Source organism: Elioraea tepidiphila DSM 17972 (assembly GCF_000378465.1).
Classification (GTDB): Bacteria; Pseudomonadota; Alphaproteobacteria; order Acetobacterales; family Acetobacteraceae; genus Elioraea; species Elioraea tepidiphila.
In genome coordinates this window covers 148,238-169,894 of the sequence record NZ_KB899914.1, presented here as the reverse complement: position 1 = coordinate 169,894, position 21,657 = coordinate 148,238, and the positions used below count along the sequence as shown (strand labels likewise).

Annotated in this window: 19 protein-coding genes; 10 read left to right on the top strand and 9 right to left on the bottom strand. The window is 71.0% G+C overall.

Annotated elements, in window-relative coordinates; translation table 11 throughout:
- Positions 1–69: 69 nt before the first annotated feature.
- From F563_RS0105825 to F563_RS0105805, 5 genes are all read left to right on the top strand, one after another.
- Positions 70–786 carry a vWA domain-containing protein gene (locus F563_RS0105825; RefSeq protein WP_019013714.1) on the top strand — a complete coding sequence of 239 codons (717 nt, stop codon included), beginning with the start codon at positions 70–72 and terminating at the stop codon, positions 784–786.
- Positions 786–1,517 carry a DnaJ domain-containing protein gene (locus tag F563_RS25535; RefSeq protein ID WP_019013713.1) on the top strand — a complete coding sequence of 244 codons (732 nt, stop codon included), beginning with the start codon at positions 786–788 and terminating at the stop codon, positions 1,515–1,517. The genes F563_RS0105825 and F563_RS25535 overlap by 1 nt, the downstream gene beginning before the upstream one ends.
- A 2-nt stretch (positions 1,518–1,519) precedes the next feature.
- Positions 1,520–2,395, top strand: a complete 876-nt coding sequence (locus F563_RS0105815) for an isocitrate lyase/PEP mutase family protein (RefSeq protein WP_019013712.1) — start codon at positions 1,520–1,522, stop codon at positions 2,393–2,395.
- A gap of 57 nt (positions 2,396–2,452) precedes the next feature.
- Positions 2,453–3,526 (top strand): tartrate dehydrogenase, encoded by a 1,074-nt coding sequence (locus F563_RS0105810; protein WP_019013711.1) that lies wholly within the window; start codon positions 2,453–2,455, stop codon positions 3,524–3,526.
- Positions 3,527–3,654: 128 nt separating this feature from the next.
- Positions 3,655–4,095 carry a nuclear transport factor 2 family protein gene (locus F563_RS0105805; RefSeq protein ID WP_019013710.1) on the top strand — a complete coding sequence of 147 codons (441 nt, stop codon included), beginning with the start codon at positions 3,655–3,657 and terminating at the stop codon, positions 4,093–4,095.
- A 128-nt stretch (positions 4,096–4,223) separates the two neighbouring features.
- On the opposite strand, the gene F563_RS25300 is transcribed toward F563_RS0105805, so the two are convergent.
- The 5 genes from F563_RS25300 to F563_RS21705 all read right to left on the bottom strand — a co-directional run bounded on the left by F563_RS25300 (position 4,224) and on the right by F563_RS21705 (position 8,279).
- Positions 4,224–4,913 (bottom strand): CHAP domain-containing protein, encoded by a 690-nt coding sequence (locus F563_RS25300; protein WP_245557102.1) that lies wholly within the window; start codon positions 4,911–4,913, stop codon positions 4,224–4,226.
- Positions 4,914–5,268: 355 nt separating this feature from the next.
- Positions 5,269–5,619 carry a RidA family protein gene (locus F563_RS0105795; protein WP_019013708.1) on the bottom strand — a complete coding sequence of 117 codons (351 nt, stop codon included), beginning with the start codon at positions 5,617–5,619 and terminating at the stop codon, positions 5,269–5,271.
- A gap of 73 nt (positions 5,620–5,692) precedes the next feature.
- A complete protein-coding gene (locus F563_RS0105790; RefSeq protein WP_019013707.1) occupies positions 5,693–5,977 on the bottom strand; it encodes a hypothetical protein in 285 nt (94 codons plus the stop codon).
- 38 nt (positions 5,978–6,015) lie between these two features.
- On the bottom strand, positions 6,016–6,990 hold the full coding sequence (locus tag F563_RS0105785) for a Gfo/Idh/MocA family protein (RefSeq protein ID WP_019013706.1): 975 nt from the start codon (positions 6,988–6,990) through the stop codon (positions 6,016–6,018).
- Positions 6,990–8,279, bottom strand: a complete 1,290-nt coding sequence (locus tag F563_RS21705; protein WP_084596399.1) for an MFS transporter — start codon at positions 8,277–8,279, stop codon at positions 6,990–6,992. Before F563_RS21705 ends, F563_RS0105785 begins: the two co-directional genes overlap by 1 nt.
- Positions 8,280–8,677: 398 nt before the next feature.
- Between F563_RS21705 and F563_RS0105775 the strand changes: the two genes are divergently transcribed.
- Both F563_RS0105775 and F563_RS0105770 read left to right on the top strand, forming a co-directional pair.
- The gene (locus tag F563_RS0105775) at positions 8,678–10,321 is read left to right on the top strand and encodes a BCCT family transporter (RefSeq protein ID WP_019013704.1); all 1,644 of its coding nucleotides are present in this window, start codon (positions 8,678–8,680) and stop codon (positions 10,319–10,321) included.
- Between the two features lie 61 nt (positions 10,322–10,382).
- Positions 10,383–11,912, top strand: a complete 1,530-nt coding sequence (locus tag F563_RS0105770) for a M81 family metallopeptidase (protein WP_019013703.1) — start codon at positions 10,383–10,385, stop codon at positions 11,910–11,912.
- 6 nt (positions 11,913–11,918) lie between these two features.
- Here the strand turns inward: F563_RS0105770 and F563_RS0105765 are convergent, their stop codons facing one another.
- Together F563_RS0105765 and F563_RS0105760 are read right to left on the bottom strand one after the other, a co-directional pair.
- Positions 11,919–13,484 (bottom strand): ABC transporter substrate-binding protein, encoded by a 1,566-nt coding sequence (locus F563_RS0105765; RefSeq protein WP_162140573.1) that lies wholly within the window; start codon positions 13,482–13,484, stop codon positions 11,919–11,921.
- Between the two features lie 78 nt (positions 13,485–13,562).
- Positions 13,563–13,955, bottom strand: coding sequence for a rhodanese-like domain-containing protein (locus tag F563_RS0105760; protein ID WP_019013701.1), 393 nt, complete (start codon positions 13,953–13,955; stop codon positions 13,563–13,565).
- Positions 13,956–14,027: 72 nt separating this feature from the next.
- On the opposite strand from F563_RS0105760, the gene ftrA reads away from it, so the two are divergent.
- The 3 genes from ftrA (at position 14,028) to F563_RS0105745 (ending at position 18,150) form a co-directional block, all read left to right on the top strand.
- The gene (gene ftrA, locus F563_RS0105755) at positions 14,028–14,996 is read left to right on the top strand and encodes a transcriptional regulator FtrA (protein ID WP_019013700.1); all 969 of its coding nucleotides are present in this window, start codon (positions 14,028–14,030) and stop codon (positions 14,994–14,996) included.
- Between the two features lie 55 nt (positions 14,997–15,051).
- On the top strand, positions 15,052–17,280 hold the full coding sequence (parC, locus tag F563_RS0105750; RefSeq protein ID WP_019013699.1) for a DNA topoisomerase IV subunit A: 2,229 nt from the start codon (positions 15,052–15,054) through the stop codon (positions 17,278–17,280).
- 75 nt (positions 17,281–17,355) lie between these two features.
- Entirely contained in the window at positions 17,356–18,150 is a 795-nt protein-coding gene (locus F563_RS0105745; RefSeq protein WP_019013698.1) for a VOC family protein, read from the top strand.
- 3 nt (positions 18,151–18,153) lie between these two features.
- On the opposite strand, the gene F563_RS21700 is transcribed toward F563_RS0105745, so the two are convergent.
- Positions 18,154–18,933 carry an arginyltransferase gene (locus F563_RS21700; RefSeq protein ID WP_035574813.1) on the bottom strand — a complete coding sequence of 260 codons (780 nt, stop codon included), beginning with the start codon at positions 18,931–18,933 and terminating at the stop codon, positions 18,154–18,156.
- A gap of 62 nt (positions 18,934–18,995) precedes the next feature.
- Positions 18,996–21,350, bottom strand: coding sequence for a penicillin acylase family protein (locus F563_RS21695; RefSeq protein ID WP_019013696.1), 2,355 nt, complete (start codon positions 21,348–21,350; stop codon positions 18,996–18,998).
- Positions 21,351–21,657: the final 307 nt, after the last annotated feature.

Below are 21,657 nucleotides of genomic sequence, written 5' to 3'. Positions count from 1 at the left end.
GCGATTGAGAGCGGGGCGGGCCCGCCGCGGCTTTCCAGCCGGCCCCACTCGGCCTATCTGAGAGGGCGGATGACCGGGGACCGACGCCTCACCGACAAGCCGACCAGCGCCGCCGTGTCGGCGTTCCTCAAGCGCGTCCAGACCATGCCGGCGGTGCGGGCGGGCTCGGGGCGGCGCGGGCGGCTGCTGTTCACCGTCGATGCCACGGCCTCGCGCCAGCCGACCTGGGATCGCGCCTGCTTCCTCACCGGCCACATGTTCGAGGCCACGCGCGCGCTCGGCGGCCTCTCCATGAGCCTGGCCTACTACCGCGGCTATGGCGAGTTCATGGCCACCCCCTGGCTCTCGGACGTGGACGAGATCACGCGGCGGATGACCACCGTCTCCTGCCTCGGCGGGCAGACCCAGATCCAGAAGGTGCTCGATCACGCGATCGCCGAGACGCGCAAGGAGCGTGTGAACGCCCTGGTGTTCGTCGGCGATGCGGTCGAGGAGAACGTGGACGTGCTCGCCCACCGGGCGGGTGAGCTCGGCATGCTGAACTGCCCGGGCTTCTTCTTCCACGAGGGTGGCGATCCCTTCGCCGAGCGCTGCTTCCGCGAGCTCGCGCGGCTCTCGGGCGGCGCCTATGCGCCGTTCGATCTCTCCTCGGCCGACACGCTGCGCGACCTGCTCGCGGCCGTCGCCGTCTATGCCGCAGGCGGGCGCGAGGCGCTGTCGCGGCTGCCGCCGCAGCGGAGCGGGGCCGCGGCGCTGTTGACGCACCAGCTCTCCGGACGGCACTGATGTTCTGGTTCCTCGCCGGGATCGCGGCGGTGGCGCTGCTGATCTGGTCGGCGCGCGCCTTCGCCAATGCCCGGATCGAGACGATCAAGACGGTGCTGAAATGGACGGCGATCATCGTCGGCGGCGGGCTCGCGCTGTTCCTGCTGTTCACCGGCAAGGGCGGACAGGCATTCTTCCTGGCGGTGGTGCTCGGCCCGCTGCTGATGCGCTGGATCAACCAGTGGAAGGCGAAGCGCACCTTCGGCGCCGGCGGGCGGCGCGAGAGCCGGGCGAGCGAGGTCGAGACCGCGACCTTGCGCATGCGGCTGGATCACGACACCGGCACGATGTCCGGCACGGTGCTCCGGGGCGTGTTCCGCGGCCGCGAGCTCGCCGAGCTCGGCCTGCCGGACCTGATCGAGCTCTGGCTCGACTGCCGGGCGACCGATACCGAGAGCGTCCCGCTGCTGGAGGCGTGGCTCGACCGCGCGTTCGGCGATACCTGGCGCGATGCGGCCGAGGATGCGGCGGGCGAGGCGCGCGGCTCGTCGCGCGAGGGGGGCACGCGCACGACGGGCGCGATGACGCGCGAGGAGGCCTACGCGATCCTCGGGCTCCGCGCCGGCGCGACGGACGAGGAGATCCGCGAGGCGCATCGGCGGCTGATGCGCACCGCGCATCCGGATCGCGGCGGGTCGGACTGGCTCGCCGCGCGGATCAACCAGGCCCGTGACCTGCTTCTGGGGGGATGAGGATGACCGATTTCGCCGCGCGCCGGGCGGCGCTGGCTGCGCGCCTGCGTGCAAGGCAGTTCACCGTGGTGCCGGGCATCTACGACATGATCTCGGCGAAGCTCGCGGATCGCGCCGGGTTCCCCGTTCTGTACATGACGGGCTACGGCACGGTGGCATCGCTGCTCGGCCTGCCGGATGCGGGGCTGGCGACCTACACCGAGATGGTCGAGCGCGCGGGTCGGTTCGCGCAGGGGATCTCGGTGCCGCTGATCGCCGACGGCGACACCGGCTATGGCGGGCTTCTGAACATGCGCCACACCGTGCGTGGCTACGAGGCGGCCGGTGTGGCGGCGATCCAGATCGAGGATCAGGAGTTTCCGAAGAAGTGCGGGCATACGCCGGGCAAGCGCGTGGTGCCGTTGAAGGAGGCGGTGCGGCGCATCGAGGTGGCGGTCGACAGCCGCAGCTCGGCCGATTTCCTGATCGTCGCGCGCACCGATGCGCGGGCGCCGCTGGGGCTCGACGAGGCGTTGCGGCGGGCTGAGGCGTTCGATCGCGCGGGCGCGGACGTGATCTTCCTGGAGGCGCCGGAGAGCGAGGACGAGATCGCGGCGACGCTCAAGGTGACGTCGAAGCCCGTGTTGCTGAACCTGGTGGAGGGCGGCAAGACGCCGATCCTGCCGCCCGATCGCTTGCGGACGCTGGGCGTGACGATCGCGCTGCACCCTGCGGCGGGTTTCCTTGCCGCCGGCGAAGCGTTGCGGCGCGGCTATGCGGCGCTGGCGGAGCGCGAGACCACGCTCGACCTGCCGGTGCCGCTGCACGACTTCCGCGCGTTCGGCGAGCTGATGGGCTTCCCGGACGTGTGGGCGTTCGACGCGCGCTGGGCGGAGTAGTGCAGGGGGTGTGGGGGACGAGCGTCGTCCCCCACGGTTTTCTTGGAGGGAAATGAGATGCGCGAATACGCGATCGCGGCGATTCCGGCCGACGGCATCGGCCCCGAGGTGATCGCCGCCGGCCTGGAAGTCCTGCGCGCGCTGGAACAGCGCGACGGCGGGTTCCGGCTGAAGGTCGAGCAGTTCCCCTGGGGCTCGGACTACTACAAGCGCCACGGCGTGCTGATGCCGCCAGACGGGCTCGATCGCCTGCGCGCGTTCGATGCGATCTATTTCGGCGCGGTTGGCGCGCCCGACGTGCCCGACCATGTGACGCTCTGGGGCTTGCGGCTGCCGATCTGCCAGGGCTTCGACCAGTACGCGAATGTCCGCCCGACGCGCATCCTGAAGGGGCTGACCGCACCGCTGCGGAACTGCGGTCCGGGCGATCTCGACTGGGTGATCGTGCGCGAGAACTCCGAGGGCGAGTATGCGGGCCATGGCGGTCGCGCACATCGCGGCTTTCCCGAGGAGGTCGCGACCGAGGTGGCGATCTTCACCCGTGTCGGCGTCACGCGGATCATGCGCTATGCGTTCCGGCTCGCGCAGTCGCGGCCGCGCAAGAAGCTGACGGTGGTGACGAAGTCGAACGCGCAGCGGCACGGCATGGTGATGTGGGACGAGATCGCGGCCGAGGTGGCCGCCGAGTTCCCGGATGTGACCTGGGACAAGATGCTGGTCGATGCGATGACGACGCGGATGGTGCTGAAGCCCGCGAGTCTCGACACGATCGTCGCGACCAATCTGCACGCCGACATCCTGTCGGATCTGGCGGCCGCGCTGGCGGGAAGTCTCGGCGTGGCACCGACCGCGAACATCGACCCTGAGCGACGTTTCCCGTCGATGTTCGAGCCGATCCATGGTTCGGCCTTCGACATCACGGGGAAGGGGATCGCCAATCCGATCGCGACGTTCTGGACCGGGGCGCAGATGCTCGAGCATCTGGGCGAGGGTGCGGCGGCGGCACGGCTGATGCGCGCGGTTGAACGGGTGACGGAGGCCGGCATCCTGACGCCCGATCTGGGCGGCAAGGCGACGACGCGCGAGGTGACGGACGCGGTGTGCGAGGCGCTGCGCGGCGATAACGTCTAGCCGGTAGGACGGCCGCAGAGAGCGCGCTCTGGCCCGGCGCCGCCGCTTTGCTACTCTCCGCCGCGGGACGTCAACGGGAGACGACGCATGCGGCACCGGGGTCTCGCAGCGCGCGGAACGACGCGGCCATGACGCTGCCGCCCGGAGTGCCGCCGCCCGCGCTGCTGGAGGACGCGGTGCTGGGCGCCAACCAGGCGTTCTACGAGGCGTTCAACGCGCGCGACGCGGCGGCGATGGAGGCGCTGTGGTCGCAGGAGGGGCCGGTCGCCTGCATCCATCCGGGCTGGAACCCGATGACCTCGCGCGAGGAGATCGTCGCTGCCTGGAGCGCGATCCTGTCCAATCCGGAGGCGCCCGAGATCACCTGCGAGGATCCCGAGGTGATGCTGCACGGCGAGGTGGCCTTCGTCATCTGCCATGAGCGGGTGGGCGGCGCGCTGCTGGCCTGCACCAACGCGTTCCGGCTCGAGGACGGGGTCTGGCGGATGGTGCTGCACCAGGCGGGGCCGGTCGGCGAGGAGCCGACGCAGCGCGCGCCGGTCGCGACCCGCTCCCGCCGCATCCACTGAGCGGAAGCGGCGGGGTCGCGCCGCGCCTGCGAACGGCCGGTATGAAGGGTTTCGTTCGCGCGTGGCCGCCCCACCAACCCCACGCGCGATACCCGGCTGCCAAAGGTCGAACCTTTGGCAGCCGGGTATCAGCGCAGCGAGCGGTGCGGCGCGCCCCACATCAGGGTGTCATCGCCGAAGTCGCGCGCCATGGCCTGACGCTCGACGACCGGCGCGGCGGCACGGGGAGCCGGCGCCGGTGCGCTGGTGGCCTCGGCGAGCTCGACCAGCTCGTTGGCTTCCAGCCCCGCGCCGGGCTGGCCGACATAGGCGGGCGGCCGGGCGGCGGCGGCGGCGGCCCGGGCGTTCACGCGTGCGACCGCCGGCGAGAGGTCGGACGAGGGCGTCGCGGCCAGCACGGTCTGCGACGCCGCGCGCGGATAGATGAAGCCCCAGGTCGGGTAGATGCGGCCGTAGCCGGAACCGCGGCCATGAATCTCGACACGCACCGAGGTCCAGTCATTGTCGGGTGAGACGTCGATCACCGAGACGTTGCGGGCGACCCGACCCTTGGGCACGCCGGGCCCGGGCCAATTGGCATGATCGACCAGGATCTCCCGCGGCGAGACGATCTGGCTCACCACCGAGACGTGGCCGAGCCGCATGGCGCCGGAGGGCTTGAAGTTCAGCACGGAGCCGACCTCGGGCTGGCTGCCGCGCTCGTAGCGGCCTTCGGCCTGGGCCCACCAGGTGCGGGCATTGCCGACGATGTCGATGCCGGAGAGGTGACGGGCGAAGGGGACGCATTGCAGCCCGATGCTGGGCGCAGCGCGGGCCACCTGCTGGCGGTTGGCCTGGGCATCCGCACTCGAGATCGGGACCGTTGCGATGAGCAGGGAGGCGAGCACAAGAACGCCCCGGAGGCCGCAACGATCCACGCGCATGGCTGATCTTCTCCCGAGTTATAGCGAAGCGGCGGAGAGAAGGCCGTGTGCGGGCGGATCAGGCAACCGTCTGCGGCGCGTGCCACTGTATTGCCCCATTGTTTCCCGTGTTTCGGCTGTGGACACACGACTGAAATAAGATTGATTTCCTATAACGCCGTGTTTCGTTGTGTTTCGCCCACTTGGCGACTCGCAACGAAAAACCCCCGCCGGAGGCCGGCGGGGGCTGCGTGGCGCCGCGGAAGGGCGGCTACTTGCAGGCGACCACCATGATCTCGACCAGCATGTTCGGTGCGGCCAGCTTCGATTCGACGCAGGCGCGCGCCGGCGCCATGCCCGGCGGCAGCCAGGGGGTCCAGACCTCGTTCATCGCGTCGCGCAGCTTGATGTCGGAGAGCCAGATCTGGGCCGACAGCAGCCGGGTCTTGTCGGTGCCGCGCTCCTCGAGCAGGGCATCGATCTGGTCGAGCACGTCCTTCGTCTGGCCCTTGATGTCCTTCGACGTGTCCCTGGCGGTCACGCCGCGCAGGAACACGAAGCCGTGGTATTCGACGGCATCCGAGTAGATCTTGCCCGAGTTCACGCGGTCGATCCGGCTCATGCGCCTTCTCCCCTGGTTGGTTGATGGAACGGCGCGGAGTGTAGAGCCCGCGTCCGGGCGGGCAACCGGGGCGTCAGAAGCGCGGCAGCTCGGGCGCGGCGGTGACGACGCAGCGGCAGAACGGGCAGACCGACAGCCGCTCGACCGCTTCCGCCACCTCGGGCGAGGGCTCGCGGCCCTCGAGCAGCGCGGCGATCTCGGCGCGGAGCTCGTCGTGGATCGTCGAGCGCGCACAGGCCGCATTGGCCGACCAGTCCGCGGCGGCCGGTGCGTCGAGCGGCTCGACACGGAAGGCGCGCGCGGGCGCGGCGACCGCGGCGGTGGCGAACAGGCCAAGCAGGGAGCGGCGGGTACTCATGCCCGCAAGTCTAGCCCGATGCGGCCGCCGCCGGCACGTCACGGCACGGCGATCCAGCCGCGCTCGCGCGCGCCCTTCGCCACCGCCTCGAACATCGCCGCCGAGTGCACCGCCTCCTCCAGCGTCAGCGGATAGGCCGACCCGCCCGCGCAGGCGGCGGCGAAGGCCTCGAGCTCGGCGCGCTCGACATTGGCCGGCTCGAACGTGATGTGTTCGTGCTTCTGGCCCTCGCGGCCGACCACCAGCTTGTCGGTGCCCCACATCTCCACCCAGGCGGCGGAGCCGAAGACCTGCACGCGCCAGAGCCGCGGCACGGCGGCGAGCGTGGTCAGGCTGCCGGTCATGCCGTTGCGGAATCGGACCAGTGCGGCGGTGGTGTCGTCGAGCCCGTTGGTCGCCACACGGGCGTGGCTCACCACAGACACCTCGGCCATGGGCCCGCACAGGTTCTGGAACATGTCGAGCATGTGGATGCCCATGCCGGCGAGCCCACCCGCCGGACTCTCGGACGGATCGGCCCGCCACATCCCCGGCTTGTAGGCGAGCGCGCCGGGGCCGGAGATGTTGCCCTCGATGTGGCAGAGCGTGCCCAACGCACCCTCGGCGATCATCTGCTTCAGCCGCGCGACGGCAGGCTGGAAGCGGCGGTTGTGGCCGAGCGCCATCACCACGCCGGCCTTGCGCACGGCGGCGACCGCCTGCTCGGCGGAGGCCTTGGTCAGGGTGAAGGGTTTCTCGATGAAGATCTGCTTGCCGCCAGCGGCGGCGGCGATCACCTGCTCGGCGTGCTGGGAATGAGGCGTGGCCAGCACCACGGCCTTCACCGCCGGGTCGGCGAGCACCGCCTGGTAGCTGTCCAGCATCCGGATGCCCTGCGCCTTGGCCCAGTCGGCGGCCTTGTCGGGGCTGCGGGTGCAGCCGGCGACGAAGCGGATCGCCTCGGACTTGCCCTGCACGCTCTCCACCAGCACCCGGCCCCAGCGGCCCATGCCCACGATCGCGGCGTCGATCATCAGATCCCTCCCTTCTCCGCAGGCGGAGGCGGCTTCGGGCCGATCCCCCGCTCCATGACAACAGCGACGCGGCGCTGGCGCCGCATGCCCCACCACCACACCGGCAGACAGAACGCCGAGGCGCAGGCCACCGCGAGACGGAGCCCGATCGCCTCGGCGAGCGCGCCGAGGCCGAGCGCGCCGATCGCCGGGCAGGCGCGGATGATCAACCCCCAGAGCGACAGCACCCGACCGCGCATCGCCCGGTCGGCCGCCCCCTGCACCAGGGTCTGGATCGCCACCCCGTGCACGATCTGTGCCGCCGCCGCAATGGCCGCGCCGACCAGCCCGATCGCGAAGATCGAGGTGGCGACGAATAGGAACCCGCCGATCGCCATGACGAACCCCGCGCCGATGCCGATCAGCGTGAGGCCCCGCGTGCCGCCGCGCGCCGCCAGCAGGGTGCCGGCGATCAGCGCGCCCGCGCCGGTGACCGAGGCCAGCATCGCGAGTCCCGGCGCGCCGCGCTGGAACACCGCATCGGCGAAGGCGGGCAGGAGTTCGAGGAAGGGCCGCGCGAACACGCCCATCAGCGCGGCGAACAGCAGCAGCGGCCCGATGCCGCGGTGGCGCGCGGCGTAGCGGAACCCGTCCAGCGTCTCGGCGCGCAGGCTGCGCGTCGGCGCGTGGCCGATCCGTTCGGACGGCGCGATCTGGAGCAGCAGCAGCGACAGCGAGGCGATCAGATAGGAGGCGCAGTTCACCAGGATCGCCGGCGCCACCCCGGCCCAGACGATGATCGCGCCGGAGATCGCGGGGCCGGTGAAGCGCGCCACGTTGAAGGTGAGCGAGTTGAGCGCGACCGCGGCCGGCAGGTCCTCGCGTGGCACCAGCGCCGGGATCAGGGTCTGGCGTGCGGGCTGGGTGAAGGAGTTGGAGACCCCGACCACGAGTTCGAGCGCCAGCAGGAGCTCGATCGTGATCAGGTTCGTCAGCACCAGCAGGCCGAGCGTCAGCGACTGCAAGGCGGTCACGCTCTGCGCCGCCATGGTCAGGCGGACACGGTCGGTGCGATCGGCGACCGCGCCGGCGATCGGTGCGGCCACCACCGCCGGGGCGAGGTCGCAGAACACCACGAGCCCGAGCCAGAACGGGGAGGTGGTGAGCTCCCAGGCAAGCCAGCCCACGGCGATGCGCTGGATCCACATCCCCGTCCAGGCCAGCAGGCTGCCCGCATAGAACACGCGGCCATTGCGGCGGCTCAGGGTTCGGCCAAGGGAGCGGAGTCCCGCGGGGGCGCGGAGTTGCATGGGCGGCGCGACTGTCGCCCCGGCCCGGACGGCGCACAAGGGCGGGCGCGGCAGGGGAGGGGCGCGCGACCCCATGACCTCCGCGACCGGTCGATCCGCACGATCGGAACCGGCCGTATCGATGCGCCGCCGCACAGGACTTTCCACGACCCAGGAGGTGAAAATCAAACTCGGCAGGGGTTCCAATTCCAAGACATTGAGACTATAGTCGCGGCACAATCCATCCGGCTCGAATGTCCGGTGGATGGCCATGACGAGGACAACATGTGAACCCGACACTGTCGCGTCGGGGGTGGATACTGTTGTCCACATCAAACGACGCCGCCGCTGACCCGATCCTTCGGCCGGAATTTCTTCCGCCAGTCCGGATGCGGCGGACCGTGCCAAGGAGCACCGCAATGACCGAGGCAGCCGAACGCCCGACCGACACCGGCCTGCCCCCGCCCGAGGGGGACGCGACACCGATCGAGACCGACTACGCGATCGGCCAGGACAACGTCACCCCGAAGCTCGGGCCCTTCGACCTCGACATCCACAATCCGGTCTTCGCGATCTCGGGGCTCACCGTGGTCGCCTTCACCTTCCTCACCCTCGCGTTCCAGTCCGAGGTCGGCCCGCTCTTCACCGGGTTGCGCGACTGGCTGGTGGCTTCCCTCGACTGGTTCTTCCTCTCCGCGGCCAATGTGTTCGTGCTGCTTTGCCTCGCGCTGATCGTCTCGCCGCTCGGGCGGGTGCGGATCGGCGGCACCGAGGCGACGCCCGATTACGGCTACGCGAGCTGGTTCGCGATGCTGTTCGCCGCCGGCATGGGAATCGGGCTCGTGTTCTTCGGCGTCTCAGAGCCGATCTCGCACTACGAAAGCGCGTTCGGCGGCGTGGCGATCGAGAACGGCGTGCGCACCGACTGGGCGCCGCTCGGCGCTGCCGCGGCAGACGCCGGGGCGGCGCGCGCGCTGGGGATGGCGGCGACGATCTTCCATTGGGGCCTGCACCCCTGGGCGATCTACGCGGTCGTCGGCCTCGCGCTCGCGATCTTCGCCTACAACAAGGGCCTGCCGCTCACCATGCGCTCGGCGTTCTATCCCGTGCTGGGCGAGCGGGTCTGGGGTTGGCCGGGACACGTGATCGACGTCCTCGCCGTGTTCGCCACGCTGTTCGGGCTCGCGACCTCGCTCGGGCTCGGCGCGCAGCAGGCCAGTGCCGGGCTCGCCTTCCTGTTCGGCATCCCCGATGGCGACGCGACCAAGGTGATCCTGATCGTCGCGATCACGCTGGTCGCGATCGGCTCGGTGCTGCGCGGCATCGAGGGGGGCGTGAAGAAGCTCTCCGAGCTGAACATGATGCTCGCCGCGGCGCTGGTGCTGTTCGTGGTGGTCACCGGGCCGACGCTCGCGATCCTCGCCGGGTTTTTCACCAATCTGGCGGCATACGCGTCGGAACTCGTCGCGCTCTCCATGCCGTTCGGGCGCGACGACGACAATTTCCGCCAGGGCTGGACCGCGTTCTACTGGGCCTGGTGGATCTCCTGGTCGCCCTTCGTCGGGATGTTCATCGCCCGCGTCAGCCGCGGCCGCAGCGTGCGCGAGTTCATCATCGCCGTGCTGCTGATTCCCTCGCTCGTCTCGGTGTTCTGGATGACCGCCTTCGGCGGCACCGCGATCAGCCAGATCGTGGACCAGGGAATCACGGCCGCGGCCGACGCGCCGCTGGAACTGAAGCTGTTCGCGATGCTCCAGCACCTGCCGCTGACCGCGATCACGTCGTTGGTCGGCATCGTGCTGGTGGTGGTGTTCTTCATCACCTCGTCGGACTCCGGCAGCCTGGTGATCGACACCATCACCGCCGGCGGCAAGGTGGATGCGCCGAAGAGCCAGCGCGTGTTCTGGTGCAGCTTCGAGGGCCTCGTTGCGATCGCGCTGTTGCTCGGCGGGGGGCTCGCGGCCTTGCAGGCGATGGCGGTCTCGACCGGTTTTCCGTTCACGATCGTGCTGCTGCTCGCCTGCGTCTCGATCGTGAAGGGGCTGATGGACGAGCCGCGCTGAGGCCCTGGCAGGGCGCGGCGGGGCTGCTACCGTTGCGGATCGAACCGCAACGGAGCCCCTCATGCCGCGCCCTCGCGTCCTCGTCGCCCATCTGTTCCACGAGGGTCACTGCTTCAATCCGACGCTGACGCGCGCGGAAGATTTCTTCGTGTTTGAGGGTGCTGCGATGCTGGAAGCGGCGCGCAGCTCCTCGGGCATCCTCGGCGGGATCGCGCGCGCGCTCGACGCTGCCTGCGCCGAGATCATCCCGACGCTCTCGGCGAAGACGCGGCCCGGCGGGCCGGTGGAGCGCGGCTTCTACGAGGACGCGAAGGGCCGCATTGTCGCCGCGGCTGCGGCGGAGGCGCCAGACGCCGTGTGCCTGTCACTGCACGGCGCGATGCTGGTTGATGGTCTCGCCGATCCGGAGGGCGATCTGCTCGCCGCGCTGCGCCGCACTGTCGGCAACGCGGTGCCGATCGCCGCCGGGTTCGACCTGCATGCCTATTGCAGCCGGGCGATGCTTGCGGCCGCGGATATCGTCACGGCCTGCAAGGAGAACCCGCACTCGGATCTCCAGGCCGCCGGCGAGCGCGCGGCGCGCCTCGCCCTTGACGTGCTGGCCGGCCGGCTCCGGCCTGTCACGGCATATGTGCACCTGCCGTTCATGTCGCGCGGCAACTCCGAGACCGCGAGCGGGCCGCTGCGCGAGCTGCACGATCTCGGCCGTGCCTGGCTCGCACGCGCGCCGTCGCTGGTGGACTACTCGATCTTCAACAACCACTCCTTCATCGACGCACCCAGCATGGGCCAGGTGGTGCTGGCGATTGCCGACGCCGACCCCGCGACCGCGGAGGCCGCCGCGGCCGATATCGCCACTCGGATGTGGGCAGCGCGCGAGCGCTTCGTGATGACCTGGCCCGACCTCGACGCGGTGATCGACCGCGTCATGAAAGAGCCCTCGGGCCGGCCCTATGTAATGGGCGACAAGGGCGACAACGTGCTCGCCGGCGCGCCAGGCGACGGCACCGCGCTGCTCTGGCTGCTGAATGAGCGCGGCGCGGATCTGCGCGTGGCGCTGCCGCTGACCGATGCGGCGGCGGTGAACGCAGCCCGCGCGGCGGGCATCGGCGCAACCGTCTCGCTCGAGGTCGGCGGCAGGCTGACGCCGGGCATGCGGCCCTATCCGCTGACGGGCACCGTCACCCATCTCGGCGACGGCAATTTCATCAACACGGGGCTCTATATGCGCGGGCAGCCCTCAAGGCTCGGTCCCTGCGCGGTGGTTCGGTCAGGCGGCCTCTCGGTGCTGCTGACCAGCGAGCCGGGCCTGACCCAGGATCCCGCGGCCTTCGAGTCGAATGGCATCGCCATTGCCGAGCAGGACCTCGTGGTTGCGAAGTCGTTCTTCCATTTCAAGCTCTCCTTCGAGGGGCATGCGACGCCGATCCAGGCGGACACGCCGGGGATGTCGCGCTTCGCCCCGACGGAACTGCCCTACACCCACGGCCGGCCGTTCTGGCCGGCCGACGCGATCACACTCGACCGGATCGCGCCCGTGATCTTCGACCGCTCTGATCGCGGCCGCGGCCTTGCGGTGCGGTTCAGATGACCGGAATCACCTGACCGGCCGGGCGAGCATGGCCTGGCTGCGTGACAGCGGCGACGGGGTGTACTCGACCTTGTCGGCGCGCATCGCCCAGGTGCTGCGCGTTGAGACGAGGGGGATGAGGGCCATGTCCTCCATCGCGACACGCTCGGCCTCGGCGACCAGCCGATTGCGCGTCTCGTCGTCGAGTGTGGCAAGGGCTCGATCCATCAGCGAGTCGAGCGTCGGATTCGAGTAGCGCTGGCGGTTGAACGCGCCCCAGCCGCGCTCGGGCGAGTAGGTGGTCAGCAGGGCGCGCAGCGTGTTCGCCCCGAGTGTGCCGACCCAGGAGCCGAGGAACATCGAGAACTCGCGCGCGGTGGCCTTGGGAAAGAACACGTTGCGCGGCTGCGTCTCGACGCGCGTGCGCACGCCGATGCGGGTGAAGTATTGGCCGACCGCCTGGAGCATCTTGCCGTCGTCCGGGATGAAGCCCGTCGGACCATGGATCGTCAGCGTGAATCCGTCCGGATACCCGGCCTCGGCGAGCAGCCGGCGCGCGCCGTCGGGGTCATAGGGGATGGGCGGCAGGGATGGGTTGTGCCCCTCCACGATGGGACCGAGAAGCTGATGCGCCGGCGCCGCCTGACCCTCCAGTAGACGGTCGGCAAAGGCGGTTCGATCGATGCTCATCGCCAGCGCGCGGCGCACGCGCACATCCGCGAGCGGATTCGCCGGCAGGGGACGGCCGGCGTTGTCGGTCACGAACGGCACGTCCGGTCGATTGCCGTCGGGAAACATGTACACGAGGCTCGCGGCAGGAATGCTCGCGAGCCGGAGGCGCGGATCCGCACGGAATCGCGCGAGGTCGCTGCCAGGCACGCGGTCCATGATGTCGATGTCGCCGGCCAGCAAGGCGGCTCCGCGGGCGCCATCCTGGGTGATCGCGCGGATGCTGACCGTCTGCCATGGTTCCGGGCCACTGCGATAGGCCGGGTTGACGGCAAGCTCGACGCGCTCGTTAGGCTCATAGCGCAGGAAGCGGTAGGGGCCGGTGCCGACCATCACGCGCCCCGAGTTGAAATCCGCGGTCGTCGCGCCGCTGTGGATGCGTTCCGACAGGATCATGATCGCGGTGAGATCCCGGGGCAGGAACGGATAGGGCGAGGCCGTGCGGAACCGCACCGTGTGGTCGTCTACCCTGTCGATGGCGACGATAGGGCGGACGAAGGTGACGAACAGGCCGGGGCTGTTCGGCACGGTCGGCACGCGGGCGAGGGTGAAGATGACGTCGTCAGCGGTGAGCGGCGAGCCGTCGTGGAACCGCACGTCAGAGCGCAGCCGGAACTCCCATGTCGTGGCGTCGATGATCTTCCAGCCCTCGGCGAGACGCGGCGTGATGCGGCCGTCGACCTCCTCCCAGGCCAGCGGCTCGAACACGTGCTGCAGAGTCATGTTGTTGACGAGCAGGTTGTGGAAATGCGGGTCCATCGACGAGGGGGCGTTGGCGATGCCGAAACGCAGGTCGGTGGCGGCGGCCGGAGCCGCTCCAAGCGCGAGGGCAAGAACGGGACCGAGACCGAGGCGGGCGCTCATGGGCATCGCGGTGTTCCTCCCATCGGGGATGGAACGATCCGCCGGGTGGTCCGCGCCGTCAAGCGCCGCGGCGCTGCCTCACCCTGTGGTGACGGTGAACCCCTCGTCCTGCCAGCCCGTGATGCCGCCGAGCATCAGCTTCACGCGCCTGCCGTGCGCGGCGAGCTTCGCCGCCGCCTTGTCCGCACCGTTGCAGTGCGGGCCGGCGCAGTAGACGACGAACAGCGTGCCGGCGGGCCAGCGCTTCAGCGTCTCGTCGCTGATCGTGCGGTGCGGCAGGTTCATCGCCCCGGGCACATGGCCGCGCGCGTAGGCGTCGGGTCCGCGCACATCGAGCAGCACGAAGCCCGGATCGCGCGTCTGCATCGCGGCGTGCACGTCGGCGCAGTCGGTCTCCAGCCGGAGCCGGTCGGTGAAGTGGGCGACCGCGCGCACGGGATCGGCGGCGGGGATCGCGGTGACGGGGTTCATGGGACTCTTCCGTGGTTGGGTCGTGCGGATTGTGGAGCGTGGCCCGGCCATGCGACATTGGCGCGAACGCCAATGACCGCGAAGATCGCGCCACCGCCGAACCTGACCGTCGCCGCCCTCGCCTATGACGGGCTCGCGAGCTTCGAGTTCGGCATCGCGGTCGAGGTGTTCGGCCTGCCACGGCCCGAGTTCGACCCGTGGTACCGTTTCGCCGTCTGCGCCGAGCGCCGGGGCGATCTCCGTGCGGTCGGCGGCTTCACCGTGCGCGCGACCGCGGGACTGCCCACCCTCGCGCGCGCCGGCACGATCGTCATCCCCGGCTGGCGCGGCGCGGAAACCCCTGTGCCGCCGGCGATCCTCTCAGCGATCCGCCGCGCCCACGCGCACGGCGCGCGACTGCTGACGATCTGCTCGGGCGTGTTCGTGCTCGCCCAGGCCGGGCTGCTCGACGGCCGGCGCGCCACCACGCACTGGCGCTACACCGACACGCTGCGGCGGCTCCATCCGCGTGTGCTGGTCGATCCGGACGTGCTCTATGTGGACGAGGGCACGATCCTGACCAGCGCCGGAAGTGCTGCCGGGATCGATCTCTGCCTGCATCTGGTGCGACGCGACTTCGGTCCGGCGCGCGCCAACGAGGTCGCGCGGCGGATGGTCGTGCCGCCGCATCGCGAGGGCGGCCAGGCGCAGTTCATCCCCCGCCCCGTGGCCCCGAAGCCGGGCCGGTTCTCGGCCGCGCTGGACTGGGCGCGCGGAAGGCTGGACCGCGCGATCCTGGTCGCTCACTTCGCGCGCGAGGCGGGGATGAGTCTCCGCAGCTTCCAGCGCCGCTTCCGCGAGGCGACCGGGCTCTCGCCGGCCGACTGGCTGCTCGCCGAGCGGATCGGCCGGGCGAAGGAGCTGCTGGAGACGACGGCGCTGCCGGTCGAGCGTATCGCCACGGAATGCGGGTTCGGCGCCGCCGACACGCTGCGTCACCATTTCCGCGCCCGGCTTGGCACCTCGCCGCGGGCCTGGCGGGCGCGCTTCCGCGCCGCGTGACCCGGGCGCGCCGAGCGCCTAGACAGGCGGGGAACCCCAGCCCCGAGTCGCGCCCATGCCCGTCGACATGACCGAGATCCGCGACACCCCGCTCGCCGATGCCCTCTCCGAGCGCTACCTCGCCTATGCCCTCTCCACCATCATGGCGCGCTCGCTGCCGGATGTGCGCGACGGACTGAAGCCGGTGCACCGGCGCCTGCTCTGGGCGATGCACCAGCTCCGGCTCGATCCGCAATCGGGGTTCAAGAAATGCGCCCGCGTGGTGGGCGACGTGATCGGCAAGTTCCACCCGCACGGCGATGCCGCGGTCTACGAGGCGCTGGTGCGGCTCGCGCAGGATTTCGCCCAGCGCTATCCGCTGATCGAGGGCCAGGGGAACTTCGGCAACATCGATGGCGATAACGCCGCGGCCATGCGCTACACCGAGGCACGGCTGACCGAGGTCGGCCAGGTGCTGCTCGAAGGGATCGAGGAGGACGCGGTCGATTTCCGCGCCACCTATGACGGCGAGGAGCGCGAGCCGGTGGTGCTGCCCGGCGCGTTCCCGAACCTGCTCGCGAACGGCGCGCAAGGGATCGCGGTCGGCATGGCGACGTCCATCCCGCCGCACAATGCGGGCGAGGTCTGCTCGGCCGCGATCCACCTGATCGAGCACCCCGACGCGACCACCGCCGATTTGCTGCGCCACGTGAAGGGGCCGGACTTCCCGACGGGCGGCATCATCGTCGAGCCGGCCGAGGCGATCGCGGCCGCCTACGAGACCGGGCGCGGCGGGTTCCGGCTGCGCGCCAAATGGGAGGTCGAGCAGGGCAAGTACGGCACCTTCCGCGTGATCGTCACCGAGATCCCCTGGCAGGTGCAGAAGGCGCGCCTCGTCGAGCAGATCGCGCAGGCGATGGAGGAGAAGAAGCTGCCGCTGCTCGGCGATCTGCGCGACGAGAGCACCGATCAGGTGCGGCTGGTGCTGGAGCCGAAATCCAAGACCGTCGATCCCGCGCTGATAATGGAGAGCCTGTTCCGCGCCACCGCGCTGGAGAGCCGCATCAGCCTGAACATGAACGTGCTGGATGCCGAGCGCACCCCGCGTGTGATGTCGCTGAAGGAGGTGCTGCGCGCGTTCCTCGACCATCGCCACGAGGTGCTGGTGCGCCGCACGCGCCACCGCCTCGCCGCGGCCGAACGGCGCATCGAGGTGCTGGAGGGCTATCTCGCGGTCTATCTCAACCTCGACGAGGTGATCCGCATCATCCGCACCGAGGACGAGCCGAAGCCCAAGCTGATGGCGGCCTTCGCGCTCACCGAGGTGCAGGCCGAGGCGATCCTCAACATGCGGCTGCGGTCCTTGCGCAAGCTGGAGGAGATGGAGATCCGCCGCGAGCACAAGGCGCTCTCGGCGGAACGGCGGCGGCTCAAGGGGCTGCTCGGCAACGAGACCGAGCGCTGGAAGGCGATCGCCGGCGAGCTCGCCGAGATCCGCAAGCGTTTCGGCTCCGGCGCGCTCGGCGACCGCCGCACGACCTTCGCTGCCGCCCCTGCCGCGATCGCCGAGGCCGTCGAGGAAGCGCTGATCGTGCGCGAGCCGATCACCGTCGTCGTCAGCGAGAAGGGCTGGGTGCGCGCGCTGAAGGGCCACGCGGTCGATCCTGCGGCGCTGCGCTTCAAGGAAGGCGACAGACTCCGCTTTCTGCTGCCGGCCGAGACGACCGACCGGCTGCTCGCCTTCGGCACGAACGGACGCTTCTACACCATTCCGGCCGAGAAACTCCCCGGTGGGCGTGGTGACGGCACGGCGATCCGACTGCTGGTCGATCTGCCGAACGATGCCGATCTGGTCGCGCTGTTCGTGCACCGAGAAGGCGCGCGCTATCTCGTTGCCTCCGCCTCCGGACGCGGCTTCATCGTCAAGGCCGAGGACGCGCTCGCCGGTACGCGCGCGGGCAAGCAGGTGCTGAACGTGGAGGGCGAGGAGGCGGCTGTCTGCGCGCTGGTGCCGGAGGGGGCCGACCACCTCGCCGCGATCGGCGAGAACCGCAAGCTGCTGGTCTTCCCGCTGGAGGAGGTGCCGGAGATGGCGCGCGGCCGAGGCGTCGCGTTGCAGAAGTACAAGGACGGCGGGCTCGCCGACGCCAAGCCATTCGCGCTCGCCGAGGGGCTCGCCGTGCGGCTCGGCGAGAACCGCGTCAGTGTACGGGTCGCCGCCGACCTCGCCGACTGGATGGGCCACCGCGCCCAGGCCGGGCGGCTGCCCTGGAAGGGGTTCCCGTCCTCCGGGCGGTTCGGATAGGCGTCATCGGCAGAACGGATTTCCGTTCGCAGGCTCCGGTCGCCATCTTCGTGGTGCAGGCGAAGGATGACGACCATGGCGACGATGCTCGAGACCCGGACCGACACAACAGAGCGCCTCGCGATCGGCGAGGTTGCGCTCAGGGTGCGCGATCTCGACCGGGTCACGCGGTTCTACCGCGACGCGATCGGGCTGGAGGAGGGTCCCGCCCCTGATGGCGCCGTCGGGCTCGGCGCCGGCGGGGTGCGGCTGCTGACCCTGGTCGGCGACCCGGAGGCGCGCGCGCCCGATCCGCTCTCGGCCGGGCTGTTCCACACCGCCTTCCTGCTGCCCTCGCGCGCGGCGCTGGCGGGCTGGCTCGCGCATGCGATCGCACGCGGACTCACGATCGACGGCGCCTCAGACCATCTGGTCAGCGAGGCGATCTATCTCGCCGACCCCGAGGGCAACGGGATCGAGGTCTATGCCGACCGGCCGCGCAGCGCCTGGCGCTGGGACGCCGCCGGCGTCGCGATGGACACCCGTCCGCTCGATTGCCGCGGGCTGCTCGCCACGGCACCCGGGCCTGTGCGCATCCTGCCGCCGGGCACGCGCGTGGGCCATGTCCACCTCAAGGTCGGCGACACGATCGAGGCGGAGTCGTTCTGGACCGCGACGCTCGGCATGGAAGTCACGTCGCGCCGGCCCGGCGCCGTGTTCATGGCCGCCGACCGGTACCACCACCACGTCGCCGCGAATGTCTGGATGTCGCGCGGCGCCGGGCCGCGCGACCCTCAGATGACCGGGCTGCTGTGGTTCAGCGTCGCTGGGCGCGATCTGCCCGACGGCGGCGTGGCCGATCGGTGGGGCAACCGCGCGCTGCCCGCCTGACGCCTACCCGGCGGTGATCGTCGCCTCGGCCGGCACCGTCAGCGGGCCGGTCTCGACCTCGGCATCGGTCAGCATGCGCCACTGGCCGCCCCACAGGATCTCCGACGGCCGGAAGCGCGCCTTGTAGGCCATCTTGCGGCTCTCCGGTACCCAGTAGCCGAGATAGACGAAGGGCAATCCCTGGTCCGCCGCGCGCCGGATCAGCCACAGCACCATCCAGGTGCCGAGCGAGCGCGCCGGGGCTGCGGGATCGAAGAACGAGTAGACGGCCGAGAGCCCGTCAGCGACGCGGTCGGTCAGGCAAGCCGCGACCAGCGCATCCGTATGGTCGCGGAACTCCACCATCATGGTCTCGATCGGCGTGTCCTCGACCATGGCGCGGTAGTCGTAGAACCCCATCGCCGCCATGTCGCCGTCCGCGTGGCGCGCCGCCTGGTAGCGCTGGAACAGCGCGAACTGCTCGGAGGTGGCGCGCGCCGGCACCTCGAACCCCTCGATTCCGGCATTGGCCGCGATCAGCCGCCGCTGGGTGCGGTTCGGCTCGAACGCGGCGACGTTCACCCGGATCGGGATGCAGGCGCGGCAGCCGGGGCAGACGGGCGCATAGGCGATGTTGTGGCTGCGGCGGAAGCCTGCGCGCGACAGCCGGTCATGCAGCGCCTCGGCATCCGCGCCGGTGAGTTCCGTCACGATCTTCCGCTCGGTGCGGCCGGCGAGATACGGGCACGGCAGCGGGGCGGTCGTATAGAAGAACTGTGGGCGTCTCGCCGGTTTCTGCAGCATCGCCATTCGGCTCGCGTGGTCTGCCAATGAAGCGGAACCGGACCGTATCGGTCAACCGCGGATCACTCCGGGCGGAGCGTGATCGTGCCGCCGATCGTCTCCGGCTGCGGCGACAGGGTCACGTGACCGCCGGCGAGCCACAGGGGGGCGAGATCGCGGTAATGCGCGCTCAGCGGGTGGCCCGACTGGCCGGGCGCGATCACGAAGCGCGAGGCGTCGAGGTCGGCGAGGTCGTAGACCCCGCGGAAACTTGCGCCGTGCACGTTCTCGAACGGGCGCGGCCCGCCCATGCGCACGCCGGCGCGCAGCACCGTGTAGCCGTCGCCTGGGGTTGGCAGCTCCGTGCCGAACCAGGGGCCGATGCCGGGCACGAACTGGAACAGCAGATGTGGGAAGCGCACGCGATGCGCCTCGCCCCAGCGCCACGCGGCCGGATCGGGTCCGTACCGGGCGGCGAGGTCGGCGACCGCCTCCTCGAGCGCGCGTGCGAGCACGGCGGGGCAGGCATCGTTCGCGTCGCCGCACCAGTGCCCGCCGCGGGTCAGCACGAACAGCAGGAACTCGGCGACCGTCTCGCGGAACGCCTCCGCCTCGGGCCCGAAGGCGCGTTCGGCCAACGCGCGGCCGAAGGCGCGGATCCAGGCGGTGTAGATCAGCGGCTCGGGCCGGTCGGCGGCCATGGTGCCGTCCCAGCGCGCGAGCAGCGCGTGCGCGCGTGCGGCCATCCCGCCGGCGGGCTCGCCGCGCAGCATCCGCGGCAACAGGTCGCGCGCGGCCTCGCTCACGATGTCGAGCTGGATCGCGGCGAGGCTCGCCGCGTCATGCGGCGCGTTGTGCGCATCGAGCCGGGCGACGATGCGGCGGTAGCGGAAATCGCCCCACCAGTCGCGCGTGAGCCACACGGGGAAATCGTCCGGCACGATCCGGTTGTTCGCGTTCACCAGCCGATGCGTCGGCGGATCGACGAAGCGCGGCAGGGCCTCGTAGGGCGCGAAGCCGATCCAGTCATGGCTGCCGTCCCAGCCGGGCACCGGGAACGAGCCGTCGCCGGCGCGCCGGATCGGCACGCGCCCGGGCACCAGCATGCCGATCCGGCCCGCGGTGTCGGCGATCATCAGGTTCTGCTGCGGGGCGGCGATCAATCGCGCCGCATCCTCGGCCTCGGCGAAGTCGCGCGCGCGGTTCAGCCGGTGCATCGCCTCCGCGGCCGCATCACCCGGCGCGAGCATCGCCATCGCCACCGCCAGCACGTGGCCCTCCGGCGTGCCCGGAATGGGGTCGAGATCCGAGATCACGGGGCCGTTGCGGGTCTCGCGCACGCGCAGCCGCACCGGCTCGCCGAACCGGACCTCGATGATCTCCTCGCGCGTCTCGAACGGCCGCGGCCCGTCGGGCGTGAGGTAGTGATCCTCGTCAACCAGGCGCTCGATGAACACGTCCTGCGTGTCCGAGTGCGTGGTGGTGAAACCCCAGGCGACGTGACCGTTGTGGCCCAGCATCAGGAACGGCACACCGGGCGCGAAGGCGCCGGCCAGCGTCAGCCCCGGCGCCTCGACCCGCGCGAGATGCCACTGCGTCGGCGTCACCAGCGCGAGATGCGGGTCGTTGGCGAGCAGCGCGTTGCCCGTCACGCTCTCTGGCCCGGTCACGGCCCAGGAGTTGCTGGCGGTCGAGGGCAGCGGCGCGTCCTCGCCGAACACCGGCAGCGCGGCGATCACGCGGTCGATGTGCTCGGACGCCAGGCTTGGGGCCGCCGCAATCGGGCGGTGCGGGCTCGTGTCGTGCGGCCAAAGCTCATCGATGCGCTCGCGCGGCAGCACAGTGGACAGCCTGAGCCGCGCCAGCTCGGTGCGCATATTGCCGGTCAGGAACAGCGCCATCGCCTTGCCCCAGAGCAGCGAGTCGGTCTCGCGCCAGGGTTCGGGGCGGTTGGCGAGCAGCAGGTACTCGGGCGCGGCGCGCATGCCGCGCTGCTCGATCCAGGCGTTCACCCCGCGCGCATAGGCCGCGAGCGCCGCGCGCGTCTCCGCCGGCAGGTCCGCGAGATCCCGCTCGGCCTTCGCCTCCAGCCCGAGCAGGCGCGAGAACCGGTCGAGCCTGAGCCCCTGCGCGCCGATCAGCGCCGAGAGCCGACCGGCGGCGCCGCGCCGCATCACGTCCATCTGGAACAGCCGGTCGCGCGCGTGCAGCCAGCCGAGCGCCGCCCAGGCATCCTCGGCCGAGCCGGCCCGCACCCACGGGATGCCGCGCGCGTCGAGCGTGATCTCGACCGGCGCCGATAGGCCCGGGATCGCCGCGTTGTTCGAACTCGGCGGCAGGGTGACCCGGAACGCGAGCGCGACCGCGACCGCGACCAGGACGAGGAGCAGCACCAGCGCCACCGCAAGGCGCCGGGACCAGCGCAGGGCTGTCCGCATGGCGCGCTCCTATGCCATGCGGCGCGGCGACGGTCGCCCGGAATCACCGCAAGTTCATCCTGTGTGCGCCGGATCACCCCGCCCTCGCCCCGGCTTCGCCATGGTCCGCGCCCACCGTGACCGTCATGCAGGGCCACCGGATGACCACCCTCTGGGCTGCCATGCTCTCCGCCTGGCTGGCGGCGGGCCAGGCCGCGCCGCCGTCCACTGCCGCCGACCGTCCCGAGTCGCCGGGCCCGGCGGGCGAGCGTGCGGCTGCTCCGGCGCCGGAGCGACCGGCCGGGGCCTGACCCCTTGCGCCGCGCCG

What these genes read in the sequence shown, in the direction of transcription:
- F563_RS0105810 (WP_019013711.1), top strand. Translation starts at nt 2,453, where the DNA reads ATGCGCGAATACGCGATCGCGGCGATTCCGGCCGACGGCATCGGCCCC.
- F563_RS0105745 (WP_019013698.1), top strand. Translation starts at nt 17,356, where the DNA reads ATGGCGACGATGCTCGAGACCCGGACCGACACAACAGAGCGCCTCGCG.
- F563_RS0105815 (WP_019013712.1), top strand. Translation starts at nt 1,520, where the DNA reads ATGACCGATTTCGCCGCGCGCCGGGCGGCGCTGGCTGCGCGCCTGCGT.
- F563_RS25535 (WP_019013713.1), top strand. Translation starts at nt 786, where the DNA reads ATGTTCTGGTTCCTCGCCGGGATCGCGGCGGTGGCGCTGCTGATCTGG.
- F563_RS0105765 (WP_162140573.1), bottom strand. Translation starts at nt 13,484, where the DNA reads ATGAGCGCCCGCCTCGGTCTCGGTCCCGTTCTTGCCCTCGCGCTTGGA.
- F563_RS21705 (WP_084596399.1), bottom strand. Translation starts at nt 8,279, where the DNA reads ATGCAACTCCGCGCCCCCGCGGGACTCCGCTCCCTTGGCCGAACCCTG.
- F563_RS21700 (WP_035574813.1), bottom strand. Translation starts at nt 18,933, where the DNA reads ATGCTGCAGAAACCGGCGAGACGCCCACAGTTCTTCTATACGACCGCC.
- F563_RS0105760 (WP_019013701.1), bottom strand. Translation starts at nt 13,955, where the DNA reads ATGAACCCCGTCACCGCGATCCCCGCCGCCGATCCCGTGCGCGCGGTC.
- ftrA (WP_019013700.1), top strand. Translation starts at nt 14,028, where the DNA reads ATGACCGCGAAGATCGCGCCACCGCCGAACCTGACCGTCGCCGCCCTC.
- F563_RS0105825 (WP_019013714.1), top strand. Translation starts at nt 70, where the DNA reads ATGACCGGGGACCGACGCCTCACCGACAAGCCGACCAGCGCCGCCGTG.
- F563_RS0105770 (WP_019013703.1), top strand. Translation starts at nt 10,383, where the DNA reads ATGCCGCGCCCTCGCGTCCTCGTCGCCCATCTGTTCCACGAGGGTCAC.
- F563_RS0105805 (WP_019013710.1), top strand. Translation starts at nt 3,655, where the DNA reads ATGACGCTGCCGCCCGGAGTGCCGCCGCCCGCGCTGCTGGAGGACGCG.
- F563_RS21695 (WP_019013696.1), bottom strand. Translation starts at nt 21,350, where the DNA reads ATGCGGACAGCCCTGCGCTGGTCCCGGCGCCTTGCGGTGGCGCTGGTG.
- parC (WP_019013699.1), top strand. Translation starts at nt 15,052, where the DNA reads ATGCCCGTCGACATGACCGAGATCCGCGACACCCCGCTCGCCGATGCC.
- F563_RS0105785 (WP_019013706.1), bottom strand. Translation starts at nt 6,990, where the DNA reads ATGATCGACGCCGCGATCGTGGGCATGGGCCGCTGGGGCCGGGTGCTG.
- F563_RS0105775 (WP_019013704.1), top strand. Translation starts at nt 8,678, where the DNA reads ATGACCGAGGCAGCCGAACGCCCGACCGACACCGGCCTGCCCCCGCCC.
- F563_RS0105790 (WP_019013707.1), bottom strand. Translation starts at nt 5,977, where the DNA reads ATGAGTACCCGCCGCTCCCTGCTTGGCCTGTTCGCCACCGCCGCGGTC.
- F563_RS0105795 (WP_019013708.1), bottom strand. Translation starts at nt 5,619, where the DNA reads ATGAGCCGGATCGACCGCGTGAACTCGGGCAAGATCTACTCGGATGCC.